Raw genomic sequence first — 23,683 nt, forward strand, 5'->3', positions numbered from 1 at the left:
TTTTTTTCATGCGCGGCTCATTCGGCTGCGGGCGCGCGGAACAGCCAGCGGCGGGCGGCCGCGCGAGGCGCCGGGCTGCGGCGGCGGAATTCGACTGCGATCCCGCGCCGCGGCGCATCGGCGACGAACGCGTCGAGCAGTTCGAGCACGTCATGGTCGATGTAGTCGGCGCGCGTTGCGTCGATGATCACGGCCGCGCGGTCGGGAATGTGCCGCAGATGATGCTTGACCTGCACCTTGCCGAGGAACGACACGTCCTTGCGGAACGACAGCAGGAAGTGGTCGTCGTGCTGCGCGAGCGTGACGGGGCTTTTCAGGTTCGCGACCGCGACCGCCAGCACGCTGCACGCGAGGCCGACGGCGATGCCGAACAGCAGGTCGACCGCCAGCACGCCCGCGATCGTCGCGGCGAACGGCACGAACGCGGCCGGACCCTGCTTCAGCACCGAGCGGAACAGCGCCGGTTTCGCGAGCTTGAAGCCGGTGTGGATCAGGATCGCCGCGAGGCTCGCGAGCGGGATCAGGTTGATCAGCCCGGTGAGCGCGAACACGCTGGCAAGCAGCAGGATTCCGTGCACGATCGCCGACATCCGGCTTTGCGCACCCGCGTTCACGTTCACCGAACTGCGCACGATCACCGACGTGATCGGCAGCCCGCCGAACGCACCCGCGACGAGATTGCCGACGCCCTGGGCCTTCAACTCGCGGTCCGGCTGCGTCGGGCGACGCTTCGGGTCGATCTGTTCGACCGCCTCGAGACTCAGCAGCGTCTCGAGGCTCGCGACGACCGCGAGTGTAATCGCGACGCGCCACACGTCCGGATTGACGAGCTGCGCGAAGTTCGGGCCGAGCTCGGCGTGCTTCAGCGATGCCGCGAGCGCCGCGAACGATTCGAGCTCCGGCAGCGTGACGCGATGCGCGGCGCCCGGCGCGACCGACGGCGCAACGACGCCGAGCACCAGCGTCGCGCCGATGCCGAACACGACGACCGCGAGCGGAGCGGGCACCGAGCGCATCCGGCCGAAGCGCTTGAACGCCGGTGTGTCCCAGGCGATCAGCAGCGCGAGCGAGACAAGTGCGATGGCCGTTGCGGCCCAGGCGGTCGGCAGGCTCGGCCATGACGCAAACGATTGCGCGGCCGGCCCGCCGATGCCGAATGCGAACGGAATCTGCTTAACGATCAGCAGCAGGCCGATCGCCGCGAGCATGCCCTTGATGACGGGCGACGGCACGTACGCGGCGAAGCGGCCGGCGCGGAGCATGCCGAAGCCGAACTGCAGTACGCCGGACAACAGCACCGCGAGCAGGAACGCGGAAAAGCTGCCGAGTTGCGCGATCCCTTCGACGACGATCACGACGAGGCCGGCGGCCGGTCCGCTGACCGACAGCGACGAGCCGCTCAACAGCGCGACGACGATGCCGCCGACGATGCCGGACACGAGCCCGGCGAACGGCTCGACGCCGGACGCATTGGCGATGCCGAGACACAACGGCAGCGCGACGAGGAAAACGACGATGCCGGCGACGATGTCGCGCGGCAGGGTGGAGAGGCGCTCGTTCAGTTTCATGGTTGGGGTGATTTCATTGGCGTAGGGGGAGGCGGATCAGCCGAGCGCGGCGGCCATGGCGGCATGCTCCGGTTCGGCTTCGGCCGGTGGTGCCGTGTAGCCGGAGTCGAGTTCCTTCAGGCGGCCGTCCGTGAGCGAAAAGATCCAGCCGTGAACGAGGGGCGGCCGCTGCCGGCCGTGCACGATCGGCGAAGCGCGCAGCAGCCGCACTTGTTCGAGGACGTTGAGCTCGGCCAGGCGGTCGGCCGCCGCCGTGTCGTCGAGGCCGTCGAGCGAGTCGCGATGGCGCCGTGCGAGCGCGCATAGCGGCGCGATGCGGCGCGCGACGTGCGGCAGGTCGGCGGGCGGCGGCAGCAGCGACGCGCGCACGCCGCCGCATCCGTAGTGGCCGCACACGATCACGTGGTCGACTTCGAGCACGCGCACGGCGTACTCGAGCACGCTCGCCGAATTGTCGTCGTCGGGATGGAACAGGTTCGCGATGTTGCGATGGACGAACAGCTCGCCGGGCACGCAGTGCGTGATGGTTTCGGCGGGCACCCGGCTGTCGGCGCAGCCGATCCACAGCACCCGAGGGTTCTGGCCGCGCGCGAGCGCATCGAAGAAGCCGGGCGTGTGTTCGTGCGTCTCGCGGGCCCAGGCGATGTTGGCAACCAGCATGCTCTTGGGGCGATTCATGAGGACTCCTTTGTGATAAGGACAAGCAGATACCGGACGAAGTGGAGCAATATGATGCTTTCTAAATTGAAAGGTTCAATTTCGTCCGATATTAGGGGTATGCCCTAACGTCTGGTGCCAATGATACAAATTGTTTCAACTGGATCTGGCGAGGTGCATCAAATGCACCAATCCAACGCATGACATGTATCGTGCATGCCTGTTTCCCGTTGGCGCCCCATGGCACGGGGCTTCGCATAATGCGATCGGCACAGGTTCGATCGGAAAGGATTGCCGCGTCGAATTGGAAATTAATCGAATATGACGGAAAAAATGAAATGGCCACTCACGCAATAATTCGTGAATGGCCATTGTGAAAATTGCCCGTAAATGCGCAATCGATCCGATCAGAACAGGTTGCGACGGTCGGGGTCGTGCAGCGGGTCCGGCGTTTTTTGCGTGGTGCGCAGAATGCCTTGCGGGTCGAAGTAGAAGCTGTACATCATGTACCAGACATTGTCTTCGAGATAGCGGTAGGTCCACACCTCGCGCTTCATCAGCGGGAAGTAGGACGTCTCGACCGGACGGCCGAAATTGACGAGCACGTCGGTCTTGGTCCACTTGCCGATTTCCGCACGATAGAACTCGCTCGGCTGCAGCACCTGGCGGACGTTAACGATCCGATGGGCTGCGTCGACGTCGGCCGCGACGGTGATTTCGCCCATCGGCTGGGTCGGCCACATCAGACGCTTGCCGCCGCCGGGCAGGTCGTAGATCTCGCGCGGCGGGCCCATGCGCGCAACGATCGCCGACTCGTCCTGGCCGGCCTGGTATTGCTGCCACGGCTGCGCACAACCGGCAAGCAGCGCCGCCGCGCAGGCGACCAGCGCCGGCAGGCGCACGGTAAGGCGAATGGGCATGGGATTCTCCAAGGCTTTCTAACTGTTCAGTTGTATCACGGACGGCGCGTGCCGGCGCATCATGCCGAAAAAATCGGTGCGGATCGCGGGAAGTGCGTCGTCGGGGCGTCACTTCGCGCCGCGCTTGCGGCTGGCAGTGCCTGCGGCCTATGATCCGCGCTTCTCGGACAGATTGAAGGGCAGGGAGCCGATGCAGCTGTGGAAACGATGCGCGCTCGCATTGAGCGCGGGGTGGACGCTGGCGTCGTGCGCGTTCGCGGCAGGCGAGCCGGTGCGGATCGCGCTGATAGAAGGGATGTCGGGCCCGTTCGCGAACGCGGGCGCGGCGGTCGAGCGCAACCTCCGCTTCGGCGTCGAACAGGTCAATGCGGCGGGCGGCGTGAAACTGCGCGATGGCGCGCACCCGCTCGAACTCGTCGTGCTCGACAGCAAGGGCAGCCCGGAGGAGGCGCTCGTGCAGTTGCGCGCGGCGGCGGACCGGCACATCGGCTTCGTCGCGCAGGGCAACAGCTCGGCAGTCGCTGCCGCGCTCGTCGCGGCGCTCGACAAGCTGAACACGCGCAATCCGGACAGCCGGATGCTGTTCCTCAACTATTCGGCCGACGATCCGGCGCTGACCGGTGCGCGCTGCAGCTTCTGGCATTTCCGCTTCGACGCGCACGCGGGGATGCGGATGGCCGCGCTGGCCGACGTGATGGCGCGCGACCGCGCGCTGCGCAAGGTCTACCTGCTGAACCAGGACTACAGCTTCGGTCACGACGTCAGCGGTCTGGCGCGGCAAGCGTTGGCCGAGCGGCGTCCCGACGTGACGATTGCCGGCGACGAATTCCATCCGATCGGTCGCATCAAGGATTTCTCGCCTTATATCGCGAAGATCCGGGCGAGCGGTGCGGACGCTGTCGTGACCGGCAACTGGGGCAACGACCTCACGCTGCTCGTGAAGGCGGCACGCGAGCAGGGGCTGAACGCGAAGTTCTATACGTTCTACGGCAACAGCCTCGGCGCGCCTGCCGCGCTGGGCGATGCGGGCGTCGGGCGGGTGGTGGCCGTCGCGGACTGGCATCCGAACGCAGGCGGCGCGAAGTCGGACGCGTTTTACCGCGCGTTCCGGACCCGTTTTCCCGCCGCTCAGGACGATTACCCGGTGCGGCGCATGAGCCTGATGATCGAGATGCTCGCGGCGGCGATGACTCGGGCCGGCTCGACCGACCCCGTGGCGGTGGCGCGTGCGCTGGAGGGGCTGTCGTTCGACGACGGCTTCCACGCGTCGACGATGCGCGCGCAGGATCATCAATTGATCCAGCCCCTTTACGTGATGGAAATGGACAAGGCCGGCACGCCGGGCGTGCGCTTCGACAACGAGGGCTCGGGGTATGGCTTCCGTACGATCCTCGCAGTGCCTGCGCAGCGCACCCAGACGCCGTCGACCTGCTCGATGACGCGCCCGTGACAGGGGGCGGTAGGAACGGCGTGCAGTTGTGCTACAATGCCCGCCGGTTGTAAGTCACGGCACGGCCATTCTTCCGTGTCCGCCTGTTCAGTTAGTAGGAAACAAAGGAAATCACATGTCTGTTGCAGATATCAAGAAGTCGGAAGTCGTTGCTCAGTTCGCCCGCGGTACCAACGACACGGGCTCGCCCGAAGTCCAGGTCGCACTGCTGACCGCACGTATCGTCGAACTGACGGGTCACTTCAAGACCCACGCGAAGGATCACCACAGCCGCCGCGGCCTGCTGCGCATGGTGAGCCGCCGCCGCAAGCTGCTCGACTACCTCAAGGGCAAGGATGCCGACCGTTACCGCGCGCTGATCGAGAAGCTGGGTCTGCGTAAGTAATCGAGGCGATTGCCGCCAGCAAGATGCCTGTGTCAGTCCGCTGATGCAGGCATTTTGTTTTTGCGCGGTGCGTAGCGTCACGCGCACCGCGGGTTGTCCGGCACGTGAGTGCCGGCTGCCGGAACGGCTGATACCGGGGTCGGGATTTGTGTCATTCCAGCGCGCCGCTCGACGAGCGTCGCGCTGGAATGGCATAAAAAACACACCTTGCTCCGGGTGATTCGGTCGGGACGCCGCCGCACGGGATGGCCCGGGTGGCGAATGAAATGAATGAATTCAAAGGAGCAACCATGTCCATGTTCAACAAGGTCGTGAAGGAATTCCAGTGGGGCCAGCACAAGGTGCGCCTCGAAACCGGTGAAGTCGCTCGCCAGGCGAGCGGTGCCGTGATCGTCGACGTGGAAGACACCGTCGTGCTGGCAACCGTCGTCGGCGCGAAGTCGGCGAAGCCGGGCCAGGATTTCTTCCCGCTGACCGTCGACTACCTCGAAAAGACCTACTCGGCCGGCAAGATCCCGGGCGGCTTCTTCCGTCGCGAAGGCCGTCCGTCGGAACACGAGACGCTGACGTCGCGCCTGATCGACCGTCCGCTGCGCCCGCTGTTCCCGGAAGGCTTCTATAACGAAGTGCAGGTCGTGATCCACGTGCTGTCCGTGAACCCGGAAATCCCGGCGGACATCCCCGCGCTGATCGGTGCATCGGCTGCGCTCGCCGTGTCGGGCCTGCCGTTCAACGGTCCGGTCGGTGCCGCGCGCGTCGCGTACATCGACAACGCATACGTGCTGAACCCGACGCGTGACCAGATCAAGGCATCGAGCCTCGACCTCGTCGTCGCCGGTACGGAGCGTGCGGTGCTGATGGTCGAATCGGAAGCCGACCAGCTGCCGGAAGACGTGATGCTGGGCGCGGTCGTGTTCGGCCACGAGCAGATGCAGACGGCGATCGATGCGATCCACGAACTCGTGCGCGAAGGTGGCAAGCCCGAGTGGGACTGGCAGCCGGCACCGAAGAACGAGGCGCTGATCGCGCGCGTGACGGAACTGGCGCACGGCGACCTGCTCGCCGCTTACCAGCTGCGCGACAAGCAAGCGCGTTCGACGAAGCTGAAGGAAGTCTACGCGGCGACCTCGGCGAAGCTCGAGGAAGACGCGCTGGCGGCCGGCACGGTCGCGGCCGACAAGGCTACCGTCGGCAACATCCTGTTCGACATCGAAGCGAAGATCGTCCGTTCGCAGATCCTGAACGGCGAGCCGCGCATTGACGGTCGCGACACGCGCACCGTGCGTCCGATCGAGATCCGCACCGGCGTGCTGCCGCGCACCCACGGTTCGGCGCTGTTCACGCGTGGCGAAACGCAGGCGCTCGTCGTCGCGACGCTCGGCACGAAGGGTGACGAGCAGATCATCGACGCGCTCGAAGGCGAATACCGCGAGCGCTTCATGCTCCACTACAACATGCCCCCGTTCGCGACCGGCGAAACGGGTCGCGTCGGCTCGCCGAAGCGTCGTGAAATCGGTCACGGCCGTCTCGCGAAGCGCGCGCTGGTCAAGTGCCTGCCGAGCGCCGACGAATTCGGCTACTCGATCCGCGTCGTGTCGGAAATCACCGAGTCGAACGGTTCGTCGTCGATGGCGTCGGTGTGCGGCGGCTGCCTCGCGCTGATGGACGCCGGCGTGCCGATGAAGGCACACGTCGCGGGTATCGCGATGGGCCTGATCCTCGAAGGCAACAAGTTCGCGGTGCTGACTGACATCCTCGGCGACGAAGATCACCTCGGCGACATGGACTTCAAGGTGGCCGGCACGGAGCAAGGTGTGACGGCGCTGCAGATGGACATCAAGATTCAGGGCATCACGAAGGAAATCATGCAGGTCGCGCTCGCGCAGGCGAAGGAAGGCCGCATGCACATCCTCGGCAAGATGACGTCGGCGGTCTCGGGTGCGAACACGCAACTGTCGGAATTCGCGCCGCGCATGATCACGATCAAGATCAACCCGGAAAAGATCCGCGACGTGATCGGCAAGGGCGGTTCGGTGATCCGTGCGCTGACGGAAGAAACCGGCACGACCATCGACATCTCGGATGACGGCGTCGTGACGATCGCGAGCACGAACAGCGAAGGCATGGCCGAAGCGAAGAAGCGCATCGAGCAAATCACGGCCGAGATCGAAGTCGGCCAGGTGTACGAAGGCACGGTGCTCAAGCTGCTCGATTTCGGCGCGATCGTGAACCTGCTGCCGGGCAAGGACGGCCTGCTGCACATCTCGGAAATCGTCAACGAGCGCGTGAAGGACATCAACGACTACCTGAAGGAAGGTCAGCAGGTGAAGGTCAAGGTGATCCAGACGGACGAGAAGGGTCGCGTGCGTCTGTCGGCGAAGGCGCTGCTGAACGAAGCAGCGGCAGCGTCGCAGTCGGATACGCCGCCGCAGCAGTAAGCGGACAGGCGTGAGAACGGCCGGCAGTGCGAAAGCGTGCCGGCCGTTTTTTCTGTAGCATCGTTGTGCGGCGCAGCAGCGCCGGCGAGGCGCCCGTGCCGCGCACGGGTGCGCCCCCGACTGATCCTGGAGCGACCACCATGAAAGCCATCGAAATCACCGAATTCGGCGCCCCCGACGTGCTGAAGCTGGCGGAGCGTCCGCGCCCCGAACCGAAGCGCGGCGAAGTGTTGATCAAGGTGGCGGCTTCCGGCGTGAACCGGCCGGACATATTCCAGCGCAAGGGCGCGTATGCGCCGCCGCCGGGTGCGTCGGATCTGCCGGGCCTCGAGGTCGCGGGCGAGATCGTCGGCGGCGACCTGTCGGATGCGGCGCTGAATCCGTTTGGCCTGAAGCTGGGCGATCGCGTCTGCGCGCTGCTCGCGGGCGGTGGCTACGCCGAATATGCGGTTGCGCCGCTGCCGCAATGCCTGCCGGTGCCCGACGGGCTGACCGACATCGAGGCCGCATCGCTGCCCGAAACCTTTTTCACGGTGTGGAGCAACGTGTTCGACCGTGCGCTGCTCGGCGCGGGCGAGGGCGGCGAGCAGGAAACGCTGCTCGTGCAGGGCGGCTCGAGCGGGATCGGCGTGACGGCGATCCAGATCGCGCACGCGCTCGGCTTTCGCGTGTTCGCGACGGCCGGGAATGCCGACAAATGCCGCGCATGCGAGGCGCTCGGCGCCGAGCGTGCGATCAACTACAAGACCGAGGACTTCGTCGAGGTCGTCAAGTCGCTGACGCACGATCGCGGCGTCGACGTGATCCTCGACATGGTCGCGGGCTCGTACGTGCCGCGCGAACTGTCCGCGCTCGCGGATGGCGGCCGCCTCGTGCTGATCGCGTTGCTCGGTGGCGCGAAGGCCGAGGTCAACCTGAATGAAATCCTGCGCCGCCGGCTGACGGTGACGGGCTCGACGCTGCGGCCGCGTCCGGTCGAATTCAAGGCGCGCATCGCCGCGCAGCTGAAGGCGCGCGTCTGGCCGCTGCTCGCGGACGGTCGCATCAAGCCCGTCATCTACCGCGTGCTGCCGGCAGGGGAGGCCGCGCAGGCGCATGCGCTGATGGAAAGCGGCGAGCACATCGGCAAGATCGTGCTTGATTGGGGCGCGAACGCGTGACGGCCCGCGCGGCGGGCTTGACATGCGCGGTTTGACCGGTTCAAGCCGCGCGCAGTAAAATCGCGGGTTTGCTTCGCCAGATCCAACCTGACGGGCCGGTTTCCGGTGCGTTAATGACAAGATAGTGACGAGACAGACACGATGTCGAAACAACGAACGAAGCGAGTGATCGGCAACTGGAAGATGCACGGCCGGCTGGCCGGCAACCAGGCATTGCTGAACGAAGTGGTGCAGGGCGCGGGCGCGGTGGCGGCCGAGACGTCGATCGGCGTGTGCGTGCCGTTCCCGTATCTCGCGCAGGTTCAGGCGCAGCTCGCCGGCGGCCGTGTCGCGTTCGGCGCGCAGGACGTGTCCGCGCACGAGCAGGGCGCGTTCACCGGTGAAGTGGCGGCCGCGATGGTGGCGGAGTTCGGCGCGCAGTATGCGATCGTCGGTCACTCGGAGCGTCGCGCGTACCACGGCGAGCGCAACGAAACCATTGCCGCGAAGACGCAGCGCGCGCTCGCGGCGGGTCTCACGCCCGTCGTGTGCGTCGGTGAAACGCTCGACGAGCGCGAGGCGGGCGCGACCGAGCAGGTAGTCGGTGCGCAGCTCGACGCCGTGCTGGCCGTGCTGACGGCTGACGAAGCGGCGCGCATCGTCGTCGCATACGAGCCGGTCTGGGCGATCGGCACGGGCAAGAGCGCGACGTCGGCGCAGGCGCAGGACGTGCACGCATTCCTGCGTGCGCGTCTCGCGGCGAAGGGGGCGGCGGACGTATCGGTGCTGTACGGCGGCAGCGTGAAGCCGGACAACGCGGAAGAGCTGTTCGCGCAGCCTGACATCGATGGCGGCCTGATCGGCGGCGCGTCGCTGAAGGCGGAAGATTTCCTGGCGATCTGCTGGGCCGCACGTTGAGCGGTCCGGGATCGAATTGAACCATGATGGCGGCCGGTTGGTCCGGTTGCCTGATCCAATCGGGTGGATGTGATGCTGTTATTCAAGACGCTGATTATTGTTGTGCAGGTGCTGTCTGCACTCGGTGTGATCGGACTCGTGCTGCTGCAGCACGGCAAGGGCGCCGACATGGGCGCTGCATTCGGCAGCGGCGCGTCGGGCAGCCTGTTCGGTGCAACGGGCTCCGCCAACTTCCTGTCGCGCACGACGGGCATTCTCGCGACGATCTTCTTCGTCGCGACGCTCGCGCTGACGTACCTCGGTTCGTACAAGTCGACGCCGTCGGCCGGCGTGCTCGGTGCCGCCGCGACCGCGCCGGCATCGGCGCCTGCAGCGTCGGCGCCGGCCGTCGCCGCGTCCGCTGCCGCGGGTTCGGCGGCGAGCGCGCCGGGCCAGGATGTCCCGAAATAAAAAGTCGAATTTTTTGCGTTTGTGCGTTGAACAAATCTGGAACTCGGGTTAGAATTTAATTCTTGAAGCGATTCGCGGGAAACAAGCAGCACAACCCGAGTTGCATGCAGTGCCGACGTGGTGAAATTGGTAGACACGCTATCTTGAGGGGGTAGTGGCGAAAGCTGTGCGAGTTCGAGTCTCGCCGTCGGCACCAAAGTTACTCAATGCCAGCCGCTTCTAGTGGCTGGCATTTTTCATTTCTGGCGTGTGCCTTGCGATTGTCTTGTGATCGCACGCACTCCGAAATGATTCCTTCCGCCGGAAGTGGTATTCTCCGGACGCTCAGAACCAACCGATAGAGGATTGCCTTGAACCTCGCAGCCTATTACCCCGTCTTGTTGTTCCTCCTCGTGGGCACTGGTTTAGGTATAGCGCTGGTCAGCATCGGCAAGCTCCTTGGTCCCAATAAGCCGGACGTTGAGAAGAACGCACCGTATGAGTGCGGCTTCGAAGCCTTTGAAGACGCCCGGATGAAATTCGACGTCCGGTACTACCTCGTCGCCATCCTGTTCATCATCTTCGATCTCGAAACCGCATTCCTGTTTCCGTGGGGCGTCGCGCTCCGGGACATCGGCTGGCCGGGTTTCATCGCAATGATGATTTTTCTGCTCGAATTCCTGCTGGGCTTTGCCTATATCTGGAAGAAAGGCGGCCTCGACTGGGAGTGATGGGTTAATCGCCGGTTTGCATGGGCGGCCACGCTGGGCCGCTCGTCTGGAGTGGAAAGCAAATGAGTATCGAAGGGGTCTTGAAGGAAGGGTTTGTCACCACGACGGCTGACAAGCTGATCAACTGGACGCGTACCGGCTCGCTGTGGCCGATGACGTTCGGGCTCGCGTGTTGCGCCGTCGAGATGATGCATGCGGGTGCGGCCCGTTATGACCTGGACCGGTTCGGGGTCGTGTTCCGTCCGAGCCCGCGTCAGTCGGACGTGATGATCGTCGCCGGCACGCTGTGCAACAAGATGGCGCCCGCGCTGCGCCGCGTGTACGACCAGATGGCCGAGCCGCGCTGGGTGATCTCGATGGGGTCGTGCGCGAACGGTGGCGGTTACTACCACTACTCGTACTCGGTGGTCCGCGGTTGCGACCGGATCGTGCCGGTCGACGTCTACGTGCCGGGCTGTCCGCCCACGGCCGAGGCGCTGGTCTACGGCGTGATCCAGCTTCAGGCGAAGATCCGCCGCACCAATACCATCGCCCGTCAATAAAGCCCCGAGCGTCCCCTCAATATGGCAAGCAAAATCGAGACCCTCAAGGCAAACCTCGAAGCCGCGCTCGGCGCGCGCGTGGTGAGCCTCACCGAAGCGATCGGTGAACTGACGCTCGTCGTGAAGGCGAGCGATTACCTCGAAGTCGCAAAGATGCTGCGCGACGATCCGAAGCTCCGTTTCGAGCAACTGATCGACCTCTGCGGCGTCGACTACCAGACCTACGGCGACGGCGCCTACGACGGCCCGCGTTTCGCGGCCGTGTCGCAGCTGCTGTCGGTCACGAACAACTGGCGCCTGCGCCTGCGCGTGTTCGCGCCGGACGACGATCTGCCGATCGTGGCATCGCTCGTCGACGTCTGGACCTCCGCAAACTGGTACGAGCGCGAAGCGTTCGACCTGTACGGCCTCGTGTTCGAGGGTCACCCCGATCTGCGCCGCATCCTCACCGACTACGGCTTCATCGGCCATCCGTTCCGCAAGGACTTCCCGGTGTCGGGCTATGTCGAAATGCGTTACGACCCGGAAGAGAAGCGGGTCGTCTACCAGCCGGTGACGATCGAGCCGCGCGAAATCACGCCGCGCGTGATCCGCGAGGATCGCTATGGCGGTCTGAAACATTAAGGGGGCGTCATGGCAGAAATCAAGAACTACACCCTCAACTTCGGTCCGCAGCACCCGGCAGCGCACGGCGTGCTGCGCCTCGTGCTCGAGCTCGACGGCGAAGTCATCCAGCGTGCCGATCCGCACATCGGCCTGCTGCATCGCGCGACTGAAAAGCTCGCGGAAAACAAGACCTTCATCCAGTCCGTGCCGTACATGGATCGTCTCGACTACGTGTCGATGATGGTCAACGAGCACGGCTACGTGCTCGCGATCGAGCGTCTGCTCGGCATCGACGTGCCGGAGCGCGCGCAGTACATCCGCGTGCTGTTCGACGAGATCACGCGCGTGCTGAACCACCTGATGTGGATCGGCGCGCACGCACTCGACGTCGGCGCGATGGCGGTGTTCCTGTACGCATTCCGCGAGCGCGAAGATCTGATGGACGTGTACGAAGCGGTGTCCGGTGCCCGGATGCACGCGGCGTACTACCGTCCGGGCGGCGTCTACCGCGACCTGCCTGACGCAATGCCGCAATACAAGGCGTCGAAGATTCGCAACGAGAAGGCGCTCGCGAAGATGAACGAAGCGCGCAGCGGCTCGGTGCTCGACTTCATCGACGACTTCTTCACGCGCTTCCCGAAGTGCGTCGACGAATACGAAACGCTGCTGACCGACAACCGGATCTGGAAACAGCGTCTGGTGGGGATCGGCGTCGTCAGCCCGGAGCGTGCGCTGCAGATGGGCCTGACGGGCCCGATGCTGCGCGGCTCGGGTATCGCGTGGGACCTGCGCAAGAAGCAGCCGTACGAAGTGTACGACCGCATGGATTTCGACGTGCCGGTCGGCGTGAACGGCGATTGCTACGACCGCTATCTGGTGCGCGTCGAGGAAATGCGCCAGTCGATCCGCATCGCGAAACAGTGTATTGAGTGGCTCCGCAAGAATCCGGGCCCGGTGATGACCGACAATCACAAGGTTGCGCCGCCGTCGCGCGTCGGCATGAAGACCAACATGGAAGACTTGATTCACCACTTCAAGCTCTTCACCGAAGGTTTTCACGTGCCGGAAGGCGAAGCGTACGCGGCTGTCGAGCATCCGAAGGGCGAATTCGGCATCTACCTCGTGTCGGATGGTGCCAACAAGCCGTATCGCCTCAAGATCCGCGCACCGGGCTTCGCGCACCTCGCGTCGCTCGACGAAATGGCGCGCGGTCACATGATTGCTGACGCCGTCACGATCATCGGTACGCAGGACATCGTGTTCGGCGAAATCGATCGCTAATGGTCGCGCCGCCCGCGCGAGTGGGCGGCGAGCAGTAAGTCACACGCGATGCGCGCTGAACCGGCGCGGCTTCGCAAGCTGTCAACAGTGAGCGCCAGGTCTGCCGTCCTTGCACAGCAGTGCGGCAGGTTGTTCGTTCGGTAGGAATTGAAAGAGTCGTGTCTGAAAATGATCTCAGCTGAAGGCCTGAAGGAAATCGATCGAGCGTTGACGAAGTATCCCGCCGATCAGAAACAGTCCGCCGTGATGTCGGCGTTGGCCGTCGCTCAGGAAGAGCACGGCTGGCTGTCGCCCGAACTGATGCAGTTCGTCGCGGACTATCTCGGCATGCCGGCCGTTGCCGTGCAGGAAGTCGCGACGTTCTACACGATGTACGAGCTCAAACCGGTCGGCAAGCACAAGATCACGCTCTGCACGAACCTGCCGTGCCAGCTTGGCCCGCACGGCGGCGCGGAAGCGACTGCCGACTACCTGAAACAGAAGCTGGGCATCGGCTTCGGCGAGACCACGCCCGACGGCAAGTTCACGCTGAAGGAAGGCGAATGCATGGGCTCGTGCGGCGATGCGCCGGTGCTGCTGGTGAACAATCACAGAATGTGCAGCTTCATGAGCCGCGAGAAGATCGACCAGCTGCTTGAGGAGCTCTCGAAATGACGTCCCTCCACGACCGTCACATCAAACCGCTGATCCTCGCTGGTCTGAACGGCGAGAACTGGCATCTCGAAGACTACGTTGCGCGCGGCGGCTACAAGCAGCTGCGCCGCATTCTCGAAGAAAAGATTCCGCCGGAGCAGGTGATCGCCGACGTGAAGGCGTCGGGCCTGCGTGGCCGTGGCGGTGCGGGCTTCCCGACCGGCCTGAAGTGGAGCTTCATGCCGCGCCAGTTCCCGGGGCAGAAGTACCTCGTCTGCAACTCGGACGAAGGCGAACCGGGCACGTTCAAGGATCGCGACATCCTGCGCTGGAACCCGCACGCACTGATCGAAGGCATGGCCATCGGCGCGTACGCGATGGGCATCACCGTCGGCTACAACTACATCCACGGCGAAATCTTCGAAGTGTATCGACGCTTCGAGGCCGCGCTCGATGAAGCGCGTGCCGCGGGTTTCCTCGGCGACAACATCATGGGCTCGGAATTCTCGTTCCAGCTGCACGCGCACCACGGTTACGGCGCGTACATCTGCGGCGAGGAAACGGCGCTGCTCGAGTCGCTCGAAGGCAAGAAGGGCCAGCCGCGCTTCAAGCCGCCGTTCCCGGCGAGCTTCGGCGTGTACGGCAAGCCGACCACGATCAACAATACCGAGACGTTTGCCGCGGTGCCGTTCCTGCTGTCCATCGGGCCGCAGAATTACCTCGAGATCGGCAAGCCGAACAACGGTGGCACGAAGATCTTCTCGGTGTCGGGCGACGTCGAGCGTCCGGGCAACTATGAAGTGCCGCTCGGCACGCCGTTCGCGACGCTGATGGAGCTCGCCGGCGGGATGCGCGGCGGTCGCAAGATCAAGGCCGTGATTCCGGGCGGTTCGTCGGCACCGGTGATCCCGGGCGACATCATGATGCAGACCGATCTCGATTACGACTCGATCGCGAAGGCGGGCTCGATGCTCGGCTCCGGCGCGGTGATCGTGATGGACGAGACGCGCTGCATGGTGCGTTCGCTGCTGCGCCTGTCGTACTTCTACTACGAGGAATCGTGCGGCCAGTGCACGCCGTGCCGTGAAGGCACCGGCTGGCTGTATCGCGTCGTGAATCGTATCGAGCACGGCGAAGGTCGCCAGGAAGATCTGGACCTGCTGAACTCGGTTGCCGAGAACATCATGGGCCGCACGATCTGCGCGCTCGGCGATGCGGCGGCGATGCCGGTACGCGGGATGCTCAAGCATTACTGGGACGAATTCGCGTACCACGTCGAGCACAAGCACTGCATGGTCGGCGGCCACGCGCACGCGGCGGCAGCCTGAAGCGAAGCACCGGTTGCGGAATTTGAGCGCACGGTCGGGCGAAGGCGCGAACGGGCGGAAATAGGTTAAGGACCATTCACCATCATGGTTGAACTTGAAATAGACGGCAAGAAGGTCGAGGTGCCCGAAGGCAGCATGGTGATCCAGGCTGCGCACAAGGCGGATACGTACATTCCTCACTTCTGCTATCACAAGAAACTGTCGGTCGCGGCCAACTGCCGGATGTGTCTCGTCGAAGTCGAGAAGATGCCGAAGGCCGTGCCTGCCTGCGCGACGCCCGTGTCGGCCGGCATGATCGTGCGCACGCAGTCCGACAAGGCCGTGAAGGCGCAGCAGTCGGTGATGGAATTCCTCCTCATCAACCACCCGCTCGACTGCCCGATCTGCGATCAGGGCGGCGAATGCCAGCTGCAGGATCTGGCGGTCGGCTACGGCAAGTCGTCATCGCGCTACTCGGAAGAAAAGCGCGTGGTGTTCCACAAGAACGTGGGCCCGCTGATCTCGATGGAAGAAATGTCGCGCTGCATCCACTGCACGCGCTGCGTCCGCTTCGGCCAGGAAATCGCCGGCGTGATGGAGCTCGGCATGCTGGGTCGCGGCGAGCACTCGGAAATCACGACGTTCGTTGGCAAGACGGTCGACTCCGAACTGTCGGGCAACATGATCGACCTGTGCCCGGTCGGCGCGCTGACCAGCAAGCCGTTCCGCTACAGCGCCCGTACGTGGGAACTGTCGCGCCGCAAGTCGGTGAGCCCGCACGATTCGGTCGGCGCGAACCTCGTCGTGCAGGTGAAGAATAACCGTGTGATGCGCGTGCTGCCGTTCGAGAACGAAGCGATCAACGAATGCTGGATCTCGGACAAGGATCGTTTCTCGTACGAAGGCCTGAACAGCGAAGAGCGCCTGACGAAGCCGATGCTGAAGCAGGGCGGCCAGTGGATCGAGACCGACTGGCAGACCGCGCTCGAATATGTCGCGAAGGGCCTGAAGGGCATCGCCGCGGATCACGGCGCGAACGCGCTGGCGATGCTCGCGAGCGCGCACAGCACCGCTGAAGAGCTGTTCCTCGTGAAGCAGCTCGCCAGCGAACTGAAAACGCCGAACGTCGACTTCCGTCTGCGTCAGCAAGATTTCTCGGCGCCGGTCCAGGGCGCACCGTGGCTCGGCATGCCGATCGCCGATCTGTCGAGCGTGGATGCCGCGTTCGTCGTCGGTTCGTTCCTGCGCCGCGACCACCCGCTGTTCGCCGCGCGCCTGCGCCAGGCCGCGAAGAACGGCGCGAAGCTGCACTTCCTGCACGCGACCGCCGACGACTCGCTGATCCCGACCGCGAAGCGCATCGTCGCCGCGCCGTCGGCATGGCTCGACGAGCTGGCCGGCGTTGCCGCCGCCGTCGCGCAACTGCGCGGCGTCGCGCTGCCGGACGCGCTGGCGGGCGTCACCGCATCGCCGGCAGCACAAGCAGTCGCCCAGTCGCTCGCGAATGGCGAGCGCCGCGCGGTGCTGCTCGGCAATGCGGCCGTCCGTCACCCGCAATTCGCGAAGCTGCACGCCGTTGCACAGTGGATCGCCGACAACACGGGCGCCACGTTCGGTTTCCTGACGGAAGCGGCGAACACGGTCGGCGCGCACGTCGTCGGCGCACTGCCGGGCGAGGGCGGCCTGAACGCACGAGAAGCGTTCGCGCAGCCGCGCAAGGGCTACGTGCTGCTGAACGTCGAACCGGAATTCGACACGGCCGATCCGGCGCAGGCACTTGCCGCGCTGAACCAGGCCGAAATGGTCGTCGTGATGTCGCCGTTCAAGCACGGCCTCGATTACGCCGACGTGCTGCTGCCGATCGCGCCGTTCACGGAAACGGCAGGCACGTACGTGAACGCGGAAGGCTCGGTGCAGAGCTTCAACGGCGTCGTGCGTCCGCTCGGCGATACGCGTCCGGCGTGGAAGGTGCTGCGCGTGCTCGGCAGCCTGCTCGGCCTGCCGAACTTCGAATACGAAACGGCGGAAGAAGTGCGTCTCGCGGCGCTCGGCGACGCGGGCGTCGCGAAGCGTCTGTCGAACCAGGCGTCGGTCGCGCCGGCACGCGTCGCGGCAGTTGCCGCGAACGGCGGCTTCGAGCGCCTCGCCGACGTGCCGATCTATCATGCCGACGCACTCGTGCGCCGCGCCGGTGCGCTGCACCTGACGGCCGCCGCGAAGATGGCGAACGCCGCAGCCCTGCCGGCCGCGCTGTTCGACAAGCTGGGCTTGAAGGAAGGCGACGCGGTGCGCGTGCGCCAGGGCGAGCGTGCGGTGCAGTTGCCGGCCGTGCGCGACGCGAATCTTGCGGAGACGGTCGTTCGCGTGTCGGCGGCGACGCCTGCCGGCGCAGCGCTCGGCAGCCTGTCCGGTGAACTGGTGGTGGAGAAGGCGTAAATGAGCTTGTTCGATACGATCAACGCGGGCGGAGCCCAGCTTCTCGGCGTCGCGTGGCCGACGGTGTGGGCCGTCGTGCGCATCCTCGTCGTCGCCGTCGTGATCCTGCTGTGCGTCGCGTACCTGATTCTGTGGGAACGCAAGCTGATCGGCTGGATGCACGTGCGTCTCGGCCCGAACCGCGTCGGCCCCGGTGGCCTGCTGCAGCCGATCGCCGACGTGCTGAAGCTGCTGCTGAAGGAAGTGATTCAGCCGAGCGCCGCAAGCCGTTGGCTGTACCTGATCGCGCCGGTCATGACCGTCGTGCCGGCGTTTGCCGTGTGGGCGGTGATCCCGTTCCAGGCCGAGGCCGTGCTCGCGAACGTGAACGCGGGTCTGCTGTATGCGATGGCGATCTCGTCGATCGGCGTGTACGCGGTGATTCTCGCCGGCTGGGCGTCGAACTCGAAGTACGCATTCCTCGGTGCGATGCGCGCTGCGGCGCAGATGGTGTCGTACGAAATCTCGATGGGCTTCGCGCTGGTGCTCGTGCTGATGACGGCCGGCAGCCTGAACCTGTCGGAAATCGTCGGCTCGCAACAGCACGGCTTCTTCGCCGGCCACGGCGTGAACTTCCTGTCGTGGAACTGGCTGCCGCTGCTGCCGGCGTTCGTCGTCTACTTCGTGTCCGGCATCGCCGAAACGAACCGTCACCCGTTCGACGTGGTGGAAGGGGAGTCGGAGATCGTCGCGGGTCACATGATCGATTACTCGGGCATGGCGTTCGCGCTGTTCTTCCTCGCCGAGTACATCAACATGATCGTGATCTCGGCGCTGGCCGCGACGCTGTTCCTGGGCGGCTGGGACGCACCGTTCGAATTCCTGTCGTTCATTCCGGGCATCTTCTGGCTGGTGCTGAAGGTATTCGCGCTGCTGTCGGTGTTCATCTGGGTGCGCGCGACGTTCCCGCGCTACCGTTACGACCAGATCATGCGTCTGGGCTGGAAGGTGTTCCTGCCCGTCACGGTGATCTGGGTGGTCGTGGTCGGCTTCTGGATGATGTCGCCGCTCAACATCTGGGTGAAGTAAGGATCGGACGAAATCATGACTGCAATCCAACACTTCTTTAAGACCTTCTTCCTGACGGAGCTGCTGAAGGGGCTCGCGCTGACCGGTCGTTACACGTTCCGGCGCAAGTTCACCGTGCAGTTCCCGGAAGAGAAGACCCCGATTTCGCCGCGTTTCCGCGGGCTGCATGCGCTGCGCCGCTATGAAAACGGCGAAGAGCGCTGCATCGCGTGCAAGCTCTGCGAGGCCGTGTGCCCCGCGATGGCGATCACGATCGAGTCGGAAACGCGCGCGGACAACACGCGCCGCACGACGCGCTACGACATCGACCTGACGAAGTGCATCTTCTGTGGTTTCTGCGAGGAAAGCTGCCCGGTCGATTCGATCGTCGAGACGCAGATCCTCGAGTACCACGGCGAAAAGCGCGGCGACCTGTATTTCACGAAGGAAATGCTGCTCGCGGTGGGCGATCGCTACGAGAAGGACATCGCTGCGGCGAAGGCCGCCGACGCGCCGTATCGTTGATTGTGTTTGCAGTGCCGGCCCGGCATGAACGGGCCGAGCCGCCGCGACGGGTGCGGCTCGCGAGAGCGTCCCGCAAGCCGCGCCTGACTATGGCCTAACGATGAACCGGTAATCATGGAATTCACGACCGTACTGTTCTACATCTTCGCGCTGCTCCTGGTGGTATCAGGGCTGAAGGTGATCACTTCGCGCAACCCGGTGGCGTCTGCGCTTTTCCTTGTGCTGGCGTTCTTCAACGCCGCCGCGATCTGGATGCTGCTGGAAGCGGAGTTCCTCGCGATCCTGCTGGTGCTGGTGTACGTGGGCGCCGTGATGGTGCTGTTCCTGTTCGTCGTGATGATGCTGGACATCAACATCGATTACCTGCGCCGCGACTTCAAGCGCTTCGTACCGATGGCGACCGTCGTCGGCGCGATCATCGTGGTCGAGACCGCGCTGATCCTGTGGCGCGGCTACGGCGACACGCACACGGTGCACGCGATGGCGACGGGCGCGATGGCCGACTGGTCGAACACGCGCCTGATCGGCAAGGTGATCTACACCGACTACATCTTCGCGTTTGAAATCGCCGGCCTGGTGCTGCTGGTCGCGATCATCGCCGCGATCGGGCTGACCGAGCGCAAGGGCAAGGACAGCAAGCGCCAGCGCGTGTCGGATCAGGTCAAGGTGCGCCGTAATGACCGCGTGCGCCTCGTGAAGATGGAAGCGGACAAGCCGCAGCCGGAAACGGCGCAGAGCGAAGCCGGTACGAGCACCAACGGCTAAGCGGAGGAAAAGAAAACCATGCTGACTCTTGCTCATTACCTCGTGCTCGGCGCGATCCTCTTTGCGATCGCGATCGTCGGGATCTTCCTGAACCGCCGCAACATCATCATCATCCTGATGGCGATCGAACTGATGCTGCTGGCGGTGAATACCAACTTCGTCGCGTTTTCGCACTACCTCGGCGACGTGCACGGCCAGATCTTCGTGTTCTTCGTGCTGACCGTCGCCGCAGCGGAAGCCGCGATCGGTCTCGCGATTCTGGTGACCCTGTTCCGTAAGCTCGACACGATCAATGTCGAGGATCTCGATCAGCTCAAAGGTTAATTTCAGGCAACGCTGTTATGTCAACGACACTCAATGAAAACCTGCTGCTGGCGATTCCGCTCGCTCCGCTGGCCGGCTCGCTGATTGCGGGGCTGTTCGGGAACGCAGTGGGGCGCAAGGGCGCACACCGGATCACGATCCTCGGCGTATTGATCGCGTTCCTCCTGTCGGCGAAAGTCTTCCTCGACGTGATGGGCGGCGCGAGCTTCAACGCGACCGTCTACGAATGGATGAACGTCGGCTCGCTGAAACTCGAAGTCGGCTTCCTCGTCGATTCGCTGACCGCGATGATGATGGTCGTCGTGACCTTCGTCTCGCTGATGGTGCACGTGTATACGATCGGCTACATGTCGGAAGAAGAGGGCTACCAGCGCTTCTTCTCGTACATCTCGCTGTTCACGTTCTCGATGCTGATGCTCGTGATGAGCAACAACTTCCTGCAGCTGTTCTTCGGCTGGGAAGCGGTGGGTCTGGTGTCGTACCTGCTGATCGGCTTCTACTTCACGCGTGAGAGCGCGATCTACGCGAACATGAAGGCGTTCCTCGTGAACCGCGTGGGCGACTTCGGCTTCCTGCTGGGCATCGGCCTGCTGCTGGCATTCGCGGGGTCGATGAACTACGGCGAAGTGTTTGCGAAGCGCGCCGAACTCGCAAGCCTGCACTTCCCGGGCACCGACTGGGGCCTGCTGACCGTCGCCTGTATCTGCCTGTTCATCGGCGCGATGGGTAAATCGGCGCAGTTCCCGCTGCACGTGTGGCTGCCCGACTCGATGGAAGGCCCGACCCCGATCTCCGCGCTGATTCACGCGGCGACGATGGTGACGGCCGGCATCTTCATGGTGTCGCGCATGTCGCCGCTGTTCGAACTGTCGGATACCGCGCTGTCGTTCATCACGGTGATCGGTGCGATCACGGCACTGTTCATGGGCTTCCTCGGGATCGTCCAGAACGACATCAAGCGTGTCGTCGCGTACTCGACGCTGTCGCAGCTCGGCTACATGACGGTCGCGCTCGGCGTGTCCGCTTACCCGGTCGCCGTGTTCCACCTGATGACGCACGCGTTCTTCAAGGCGCTGCTGTTCCTCGGCGCCGGTTCGGTGATCATGGGCATGCACCACGATCAGGACATGCGCAACATGGGTGGCCTGCGCAAGTACATGCCGATCACGTGGATCACGTCGCTCGTCGGTTCGCTGGCGCTGATCGGTACGCCGTTCTTCTCGGGCTTCTACTCGAAGGACTCGATCATCGACGCGGTGAAGCTGTCGCATCTGCCGGGTTCGGGCTTCGCGTACTTCGCGGTCGTCGCGAGCGTGTTCGTCACGGCGCTGTACTCGTTCCGCATGTACTTCCTGGTGTTCCACGGCGAAGAGCGCTTCCGTAAGCCGAAGCATCCGGAATCGCCGATGGGCATGGCGGGTGCGCACGGCCACGACGATCACGGCCATGGCCACGGTCATGACGACCACGCGCACGAGCCGCACGAGACCCCGTGGGTCGTGTGGGTGCCGCTGGTCCTGCTGGCAATTCCGTCGGTGATCATCGGTGCGATCGCGATCGGCCCGATGCTGTTCGGCGACTTCTTCCAGCACGGCGTCGCGTTCGACAAGGTGATCTTCATCGGCGAAAACCATCCGGCACTGGCCGAGATGGCCGAAGAGTTCCACGGCTGGGTGGGCATGGGTCTGCACTCGGTGTCGGGCCTGCCGGTGTGGCTGGCGCTCGCCGGTGTCGTCGTTGCGTGGTTCCTGTACCTGAAGCGTCCGGAGCTGCCGGCGTCGATCCGCCGCGCGTTCGGTCCGATCTACACGCTGCTGGACAACAAGTACTACATGGACAAGATCAACGAAGTGGTGTTCGCCCGCGGTTCGGTGGCGATCGGCCGCGGTCTGTGGAAGGAAGGCGACGTCGTCGTGATCGACGGTCTCGTCAACGGCAGCGCGCGGTTCATCGGCTGGTTCGCCGGCGTGATCCGCTTCCTCCAATCCGGTTACATCTATCACTACGCGTTCGCCATGATCATCGGCATGCTGGGGCTCCTGACCCTGTTTGTAACGCTCGGCGGCAAATAAGGCGGGGGGACAACACTAATGCACGCTTTTCCGATTCTCAGTACCGCGATCTGGCTGCCGATCGTTTTCGGCCTCCTCGTGCTCGCGGTGGGTAACGACAAAAATCCGGGGACGGCCCGCTGGGTCGCGCTGATCGGTTCGCTGCTCGGTCTCGCGGTCACGATTCCGCTGATCACGGGCTTCGACTCGAGCACGGCTGCACTGCAGTTCGTCGAGCAGTCGACCTGGATCGAACGCTTCGACATCTCGTACCACCTCGGCGTCGACGGCATCTCGATGTGGTTCGTCGTGCTGACCGCGCTGATCACGGTGATCGTCGTGATCGCCGCGTGGGAAGTGATCACCGAGAACGTCGCGCAGTACCTCGCGGCCTTCCTGATCTTGTCCGGGATCATGATCGGCGTGTTCTCGGCGGCCGACGGCCTGCTGTTCTACGTGTTCTTCGAGGCGACCCTGATCCCGATGTACATCATCATCGGTGTGTGGGGCGGTCCGAACCGCGTGTACGCGGCGTTCAAGTTCTTCCTGTACACGCTGGCCGGCTCGCTGCTGATGCTGGTCGCGCTGATCTACCTTTACACGCAGACGCATTCGTTCGATCTCGCGACGTGGCAGAACGCCAAGATCGCGATGACGCCGCAGATCCTGCTGTTCATTGCATTCTTCCTCGCGTTCGCGGTGAAGGTGCCGATGTGGCCAGTGCACACCTGGCTGCCGGACGCGCACGTGGAAGCGCCGACGGGCGGCTCGGTCGTGCTGGCGGCGATCATGCTGAAGCTCGGCGCGTACGGTTTCCTGCGTTTCTCGCTGCCGATCACGCCTGACGCAAGCCACTTCCTGGCACCGGTCGTGATCACGCTGTCGCTGATCGCAGTGATCTACATCGGCCTCGTCGCGATGGTGCAGGCCGACATGAAGAAGCTGGTCGCGTATTCGTCGATCGCGCACATGGGCTTCGTCACGCTTGGCTTCTTCATCTTCAACCAGCTCGGTGTCGAAGGCGCGATCGTCCAGATGATCTCGCACGGCTTCGTGTCGGGCGCGATGTTCCTGTGCATCGGCGTGCTGTACGACCGCGTGCACTCGCGTCAGATCGCCGATTACGGCGGCGTCGTGAACGTGATGCCGAAGTTCGCGGCATTCGCGATGCTGTTCTCGATGGCCAACTGCGGCCTGCCGGGCACCTCGGGTTTCGTCGGCGAATTCATGGTGATTCTCGCGGCTGTCCAGTACAACTTCTGGATCGCATTCGGCGCGGCATTCACGCTGATCCTCGGCGCCGCCTACACGCTGTGGATGTACAAGCGCGTGTACTTCGGCGCGGTCGCGAACGATCACGTTGCCAAGCTGAAGGACATCGGCCGTCGCGAATTCGTGATGCTGGCCGTGCTCGCCGCGTTCACGCTGCTGATGGGTCTATATCCGAAGCCTTTCACCGACGTGATGCACGTTTCCGTGGAAAACCTCCTCTCCCACGTCGCGCAGTCGAAGCTGCCGCTGGCCCAGTAAT

The 23,683-nt window shown here is 64.2% G+C and carries 22 protein-coding genes and 1 tRNA gene; 20 read left to right on the forward strand and 3 right to left on the reverse strand.

What is annotated here, in order from left to right:
• Positions 1-17 precede the first annotated feature (17 nt).
• The 3 genes from HWX22_RS22060 to HWX22_RS22070 all read right to left on the reverse strand — a co-directional run bounded on the left by HWX22_RS22060 (position 18) and on the right by HWX22_RS22070 (position 3,145).
• Positions 18-1,568 carry a SulP family inorganic anion transporter gene (locus HWX22_RS22060; protein ID WP_175916385.1) on the reverse strand — a complete coding sequence of 517 codons (1,551 nt, stop codon included), beginning with the start codon at positions 1,566-1,568 and terminating at the stop codon, positions 18-20.
• Positions 1,569-1,604: 36 nt separating this feature from the next.
• Positions 1,605-2,246 carry a carbonic anhydrase gene (locus tag HWX22_RS22065; RefSeq protein ID WP_175916386.1) on the reverse strand — a complete coding sequence of 214 codons (642 nt, stop codon included), beginning with the start codon at positions 2,244-2,246 and terminating at the stop codon, positions 1,605-1,607.
• 386 nt (positions 2,247-2,632) lie between these two features.
• Complete coding sequence (locus tag HWX22_RS22070; protein WP_175916387.1) at positions 2,633-3,145, reverse strand: hypothetical protein; 513 nt, start codon at positions 3,143-3,145, stop codon at positions 2,633-2,635.
• Positions 3,146-3,335: 190 nt separating this feature from the next.
• Between HWX22_RS22070 and HWX22_RS22075 the strand changes: the two genes are divergently transcribed.
• The 20 genes from HWX22_RS22075 (at position 3,336) to HWX22_RS22170 (ending at position 23,682) form a co-directional block, all read left to right on the forward strand.
• Positions 3,336-4,595, forward strand: a complete 1,260-nt coding sequence (locus tag HWX22_RS22075) for a branched-chain amino acid ABC transporter substrate-binding protein (RefSeq protein WP_175916388.1) — start codon at positions 3,336-3,338, stop codon at positions 4,593-4,595.
• 115 nt (positions 4,596-4,710) lie between these two features.
• Positions 4,711-4,980 carry a 30S ribosomal protein S15 gene (gene rpsO / locus HWX22_RS22080; RefSeq protein WP_006398792.1) on the forward strand — a complete coding sequence of 90 codons (270 nt, stop codon included), beginning with the start codon at positions 4,711-4,713 and terminating at the stop codon, positions 4,978-4,980.
• Between the two features lie 290 nt (positions 4,981-5,270).
• Positions 5,271-7,418, forward strand: coding sequence for a polyribonucleotide nucleotidyltransferase (pnp, locus tag HWX22_RS22085; protein ID WP_059533215.1), 2,148 nt, complete (start codon positions 5,271-5,273; stop codon positions 7,416-7,418).
• A gap of 140 nt (positions 7,419-7,558) precedes the next feature.
• Positions 7,559-8,578, forward strand: a complete 1,020-nt coding sequence (locus HWX22_RS22090; RefSeq protein WP_175916389.1) for an NAD(P)H-quinone oxidoreductase — start codon at positions 7,559-7,561, stop codon at positions 8,576-8,578.
• 141 nt (positions 8,579-8,719) lie between these two features.
• Positions 8,720-9,475 carry a triose-phosphate isomerase gene (tpiA, locus tag HWX22_RS22095; RefSeq protein ID WP_175916390.1) on the forward strand — a complete coding sequence of 252 codons (756 nt, stop codon included), beginning with the start codon at positions 8,720-8,722 and terminating at the stop codon, positions 9,473-9,475.
• Between the two features lie 72 nt (positions 9,476-9,547).
• Positions 9,548-9,925 carry a preprotein translocase subunit SecG gene (gene secG / locus HWX22_RS22100; RefSeq protein ID WP_047898610.1) on the forward strand — a complete coding sequence of 126 codons (378 nt, stop codon included), beginning with the start codon at positions 9,548-9,550 and terminating at the stop codon, positions 9,923-9,925.
• Positions 9,926-10,036: 111 nt separating this feature from the next.
• Positions 10,037-10,121: transfer RNA gene (locus HWX22_RS22105), tRNA-Leu, on the forward strand.
• 154 nt (positions 10,122-10,275) lie between these two features.
• Positions 10,276-10,635: an NADH-quinone oxidoreductase subunit A gene (locus tag HWX22_RS22110; protein ID WP_006398798.1), complete on the forward strand. Its 360-nt coding sequence runs from the start codon at positions 10,276-10,278 to the stop codon at positions 10,633-10,635.
• A gap of 62 nt (positions 10,636-10,697) precedes the next feature.
• On the forward strand, positions 10,698-11,177 hold the full coding sequence (locus HWX22_RS22115) for an NADH-quinone oxidoreductase subunit B (RefSeq protein WP_006398799.1): 480 nt from the start codon (positions 10,698-10,700) through the stop codon (positions 11,175-11,177).
• Positions 11,178-11,198: 21 nt separating this feature from the next.
• Positions 11,199-11,801 carry an NADH-quinone oxidoreductase subunit C gene (locus HWX22_RS22120; protein ID WP_059689381.1) on the forward strand — a complete coding sequence of 201 codons (603 nt, stop codon included), beginning with the start codon at positions 11,199-11,201 and terminating at the stop codon, positions 11,799-11,801.
• Positions 11,802-11,810: 9 nt separating this feature from the next.
• Positions 11,811-13,064: an NADH-quinone oxidoreductase subunit D gene (locus HWX22_RS22125; protein WP_012364320.1), complete on the forward strand. Its 1,254-nt coding sequence runs from the start codon at positions 11,811-11,813 to the stop codon at positions 13,062-13,064.
• Between the two features lie 168 nt (positions 13,065-13,232).
• Complete coding sequence (nuoE, locus tag HWX22_RS22130; protein ID WP_006478266.1) at positions 13,233-13,718, forward strand: NADH-quinone oxidoreductase subunit NuoE; 486 nt, start codon at positions 13,233-13,235, stop codon at positions 13,716-13,718.
• Complete coding sequence (gene nuoF, locus HWX22_RS22135) at positions 13,715-15,025, forward strand: NADH-quinone oxidoreductase subunit NuoF (protein ID WP_006756904.1); 1,311 nt, start codon at positions 13,715-13,717, stop codon at positions 15,023-15,025. The genes nuoE and nuoF overlap by 4 nt, the downstream gene beginning before the upstream one ends.
• 84 nt (positions 15,026-15,109) lie before the next feature.
• Positions 15,110-17,440 (forward strand): NADH-quinone oxidoreductase subunit NuoG, encoded by a 2,331-nt coding sequence (gene nuoG / locus HWX22_RS22140; protein WP_175916391.1) that lies wholly within the window; start codon positions 15,110-15,112, stop codon positions 17,438-17,440.
• On the forward strand, positions 17,441-18,508 hold the full coding sequence (gene nuoH / locus HWX22_RS22145; protein WP_059533202.1) for an NADH-quinone oxidoreductase subunit NuoH: 1,068 nt from the start codon (positions 17,441-17,443) through the stop codon (positions 18,506-18,508). It abuts the gene before it with no gap.
• A gap of 15 nt (positions 18,509-18,523) precedes the next feature.
• Complete coding sequence (gene nuoI / locus HWX22_RS22150; protein ID WP_011885529.1) at positions 18,524-19,012, forward strand: NADH-quinone oxidoreductase subunit NuoI; 489 nt, start codon at positions 18,524-18,526, stop codon at positions 19,010-19,012.
• A gap of 114 nt (positions 19,013-19,126) precedes the next feature.
• Positions 19,127-19,777: an NADH-quinone oxidoreductase subunit J gene (locus HWX22_RS22155; protein WP_059533200.1), complete on the forward strand. Its 651-nt coding sequence runs from the start codon at positions 19,127-19,129 to the stop codon at positions 19,775-19,777.
• A gap of 18 nt (positions 19,778-19,795) precedes the next feature.
• Complete coding sequence (nuoK, locus tag HWX22_RS22160; protein WP_004185739.1) at positions 19,796-20,101, forward strand: NADH-quinone oxidoreductase subunit NuoK; 306 nt, start codon at positions 19,796-19,798, stop codon at positions 20,099-20,101.
• Positions 20,102-20,118: 17 nt separating this feature from the next.
• Positions 20,119-22,173, forward strand: coding sequence for an NADH-quinone oxidoreductase subunit L (nuoL, locus tag HWX22_RS22165; RefSeq protein ID WP_175916392.1), 2,055 nt, complete (start codon positions 20,119-20,121; stop codon positions 22,171-22,173).
• Between the two features lie 18 nt (positions 22,174-22,191).
• Positions 22,192-23,682 (forward strand): NADH-quinone oxidoreductase subunit M, encoded by a 1,491-nt coding sequence (locus tag HWX22_RS22170; protein WP_059533196.1) that lies wholly within the window; start codon positions 22,192-22,194, stop codon positions 23,680-23,682.
• Position 23,683 lies beyond the last annotated feature (1 nt).

It is taken from the genome of Burkholderia sp. BCC1638 (assembly GCF_902833195.1).
Classification (GTDB): Bacteria; Pseudomonadota; Gammaproteobacteria; order Burkholderiales; family Burkholderiaceae; genus Burkholderia; species Burkholderia diffusa.

What these genes read in the sequence shown, in the direction of transcription:
- secG (WP_047898610.1), top strand. Translation starts at nt 9,548, where the DNA reads ATGCTGTTATTCAAGACGCTGATTATTGTTGTGCAGGTGCTGTCTGCA.
- HWX22_RS22155 (WP_059533200.1), top strand. Translation starts at nt 19,127, where the DNA reads ATGGAATTCACGACCGTACTGTTCTACATCTTCGCGCTGCTCCTGGTG.
- HWX22_RS22125 (WP_012364320.1), top strand. Translation starts at nt 11,811, where the DNA reads ATGGCAGAAATCAAGAACTACACCCTCAACTTCGGTCCGCAGCACCCG.
- rpsO (WP_006398792.1), top strand. Translation starts at nt 4,711, where the DNA reads ATGTCTGTTGCAGATATCAAGAAGTCGGAAGTCGTTGCTCAGTTCGCC.
- nuoI (WP_011885529.1), top strand. Translation starts at nt 18,524, where the DNA reads ATGACTGCAATCCAACACTTCTTTAAGACCTTCTTCCTGACGGAGCTG.
- nuoK (WP_004185739.1), top strand. Translation starts at nt 19,796, where the DNA reads ATGCTGACTCTTGCTCATTACCTCGTGCTCGGCGCGATCCTCTTTGCG.
- HWX22_RS22070 (WP_175916387.1), bottom strand. Translation starts at nt 3,145, where the DNA reads ATGCCCATTCGCCTTACCGTGCGCCTGCCGGCGCTGGTCGCCTGCGCG.
- nuoG (WP_175916391.1), top strand. Translation starts at nt 15,110, where the DNA reads ATGGTTGAACTTGAAATAGACGGCAAGAAGGTCGAGGTGCCCGAAGGC.
- HWX22_RS22060 (WP_175916385.1), bottom strand. Translation starts at nt 1,568, where the DNA reads ATGAAACTGAACGAGCGCCTCTCCACCCTGCCGCGCGACATCGTCGCC.
- HWX22_RS22115 (WP_006398799.1), top strand. Translation starts at nt 10,698, where the DNA reads ATGAGTATCGAAGGGGTCTTGAAGGAAGGGTTTGTCACCACGACGGCT.
- HWX22_RS22075 (WP_175916388.1), top strand. Translation starts at nt 3,336, where the DNA reads ATGCAGCTGTGGAAACGATGCGCGCTCGCATTGAGCGCGGGGTGGACG.
- HWX22_RS22120 (WP_059689381.1), top strand. Translation starts at nt 11,199, where the DNA reads ATGGCAAGCAAAATCGAGACCCTCAAGGCAAACCTCGAAGCCGCGCTC.
- nuoH (WP_059533202.1), top strand. Translation starts at nt 17,441, where the DNA reads ATGAGCTTGTTCGATACGATCAACGCGGGCGGAGCCCAGCTTCTCGGC.
- tpiA (WP_175916390.1), top strand. Translation starts at nt 8,720, where the DNA reads ATGTCGAAACAACGAACGAAGCGAGTGATCGGCAACTGGAAGATGCAC.
- nuoL (WP_175916392.1), top strand. Translation starts at nt 20,119, where the DNA reads ATGTCAACGACACTCAATGAAAACCTGCTGCTGGCGATTCCGCTCGCT.
- nuoE (WP_006478266.1), top strand. Translation starts at nt 13,233, where the DNA reads ATGATCTCAGCTGAAGGCCTGAAGGAAATCGATCGAGCGTTGACGAAG.
- nuoF (WP_006756904.1), top strand. Translation starts at nt 13,715, where the DNA reads ATGACGTCCCTCCACGACCGTCACATCAAACCGCTGATCCTCGCTGGT.
- pnp (WP_059533215.1), top strand. Translation starts at nt 5,271, where the DNA reads ATGTCCATGTTCAACAAGGTCGTGAAGGAATTCCAGTGGGGCCAGCAC.
- HWX22_RS22065 (WP_175916386.1), bottom strand. Translation starts at nt 2,246, where the DNA reads ATGAATCGCCCCAAGAGCATGCTGGTTGCCAACATCGCCTGGGCCCGC.
- HWX22_RS22090 (WP_175916389.1), top strand. Translation starts at nt 7,559, where the DNA reads ATGAAAGCCATCGAAATCACCGAATTCGGCGCCCCCGACGTGCTGAAG.
- HWX22_RS22170 (WP_059533196.1), top strand. Translation starts at nt 22,192, where the DNA reads ATGCACGCTTTTCCGATTCTCAGTACCGCGATCTGGCTGCCGATCGTT.